Origin of the sequence: Paraburkholderia kirstenboschensis (genome assembly GCF_904848585.1) — a bacterium.
GTDB classification, from domain to species: domain Bacteria; phylum Pseudomonadota; class Gammaproteobacteria; order Burkholderiales; family Burkholderiaceae; genus Paraburkholderia; species Paraburkholderia kirstenboschensis.
In genome coordinates, this window is sequence record NZ_CAJHCR010000084.1 from 1 (window position 1) to 924 (window position 924).

The 924-nt window shown below is 64.8% G+C and carries 2 protein-coding genes; both read right to left on the reverse strand.

Annotation, left to right across the window (positions count from 1 at the left end):
- Positions 1 to 587 (reverse strand): FAD-dependent oxidoreductase (locus JMY24_RS38090; protein WP_201704135.1); only part of this gene is annotated, 587 nt, incomplete at its 3' end.
- A 4-nt stretch (positions 588 to 591) separates the two neighbouring features.
- Positions 592 to 924, reverse strand: a 333-nt coding sequence (gene sdhD, locus JMY24_RS38095; RefSeq protein ID WP_201704137.1) for a succinate dehydrogenase, hydrophobic membrane anchor protein, incomplete at its 5' end; no start/stop codon positions are given.

A 924-nucleotide genomic window follows, 5' to 3' on the forward strand; every position in this document is an offset into this window, starting at 1 on the left:
TAGACGTCGCCCGTTTCCATTTCGAGCGCGGTGACGCCCAGCACGTCGCCCTCGGCGTCGCGGATCAGATCGAGCGCCATCCATTCGACGAAGAACTGCGTCTTCGCCGCGACGTTCTGCTGGTACAGCGTATGCAGCAGCGCGTGACCGGTGCGGTCAGCGGCAGCACACGCGCGCTGCACGGGCTTCTCGCCGTAGTTCGCGGTGTGGCCGCCGAACGGGCGCTGGTAGATCGTGCCGTCGGCGTTGCGGTCAAACGGCATGCCGAAGTGTTCGAGTTCGTACACGGCGTTCGGCGCTTCGCGGCACATGAACTCGATCGCGTCCTGGTCGCCGAGCCAGTCGGAGCCCTTGATCGTGTCGTAGAAGTGGTAGTGCCAGTTGTCCTCGCTCATGTTGCCCAGCGACGCGCCGATGCCGCCTTGCGCGGCAACCGTGTGCGAGCGCGTGGGGAACACCTTGGAGAGCACGCACACCGACAGGCCCGCGCGCGCCAGTTGCAGCGACGCGCGCATTCCCGAGCCGCCCGCGCCGACGATGACCACGTCAAACTTGCGACGCGGCAGGGTATTCTTGATTGCAGCCATTCTTTTACACTCTCCAGAGAATCTGCGCAGCGTAGCCCGCGCACGCGAGCAGCCAGACGATGGTCAGCGCCTGAAGGAACAGGCGCATGCCAACGGGCTTCACATAGTCCATCCAGATGTCGCGGATGCCGACCCACGCGTGATAGAACAGCGAGAGCAGCGTGACGAAGGTGGCGAGCTTCATCCACTGGGTGGCGAAGATCGAGGCCCAGCCTTCGTAGGAGAAGTCGCGCGCGCCGAAGAACCAGGCGAGCAGGATCACCGTGTAGATGGCCATCACGACGGCGGTGATGCGTTGCGCGAGCCAGTCGCGCAGACCGTAGTGCGCGCCGACGAC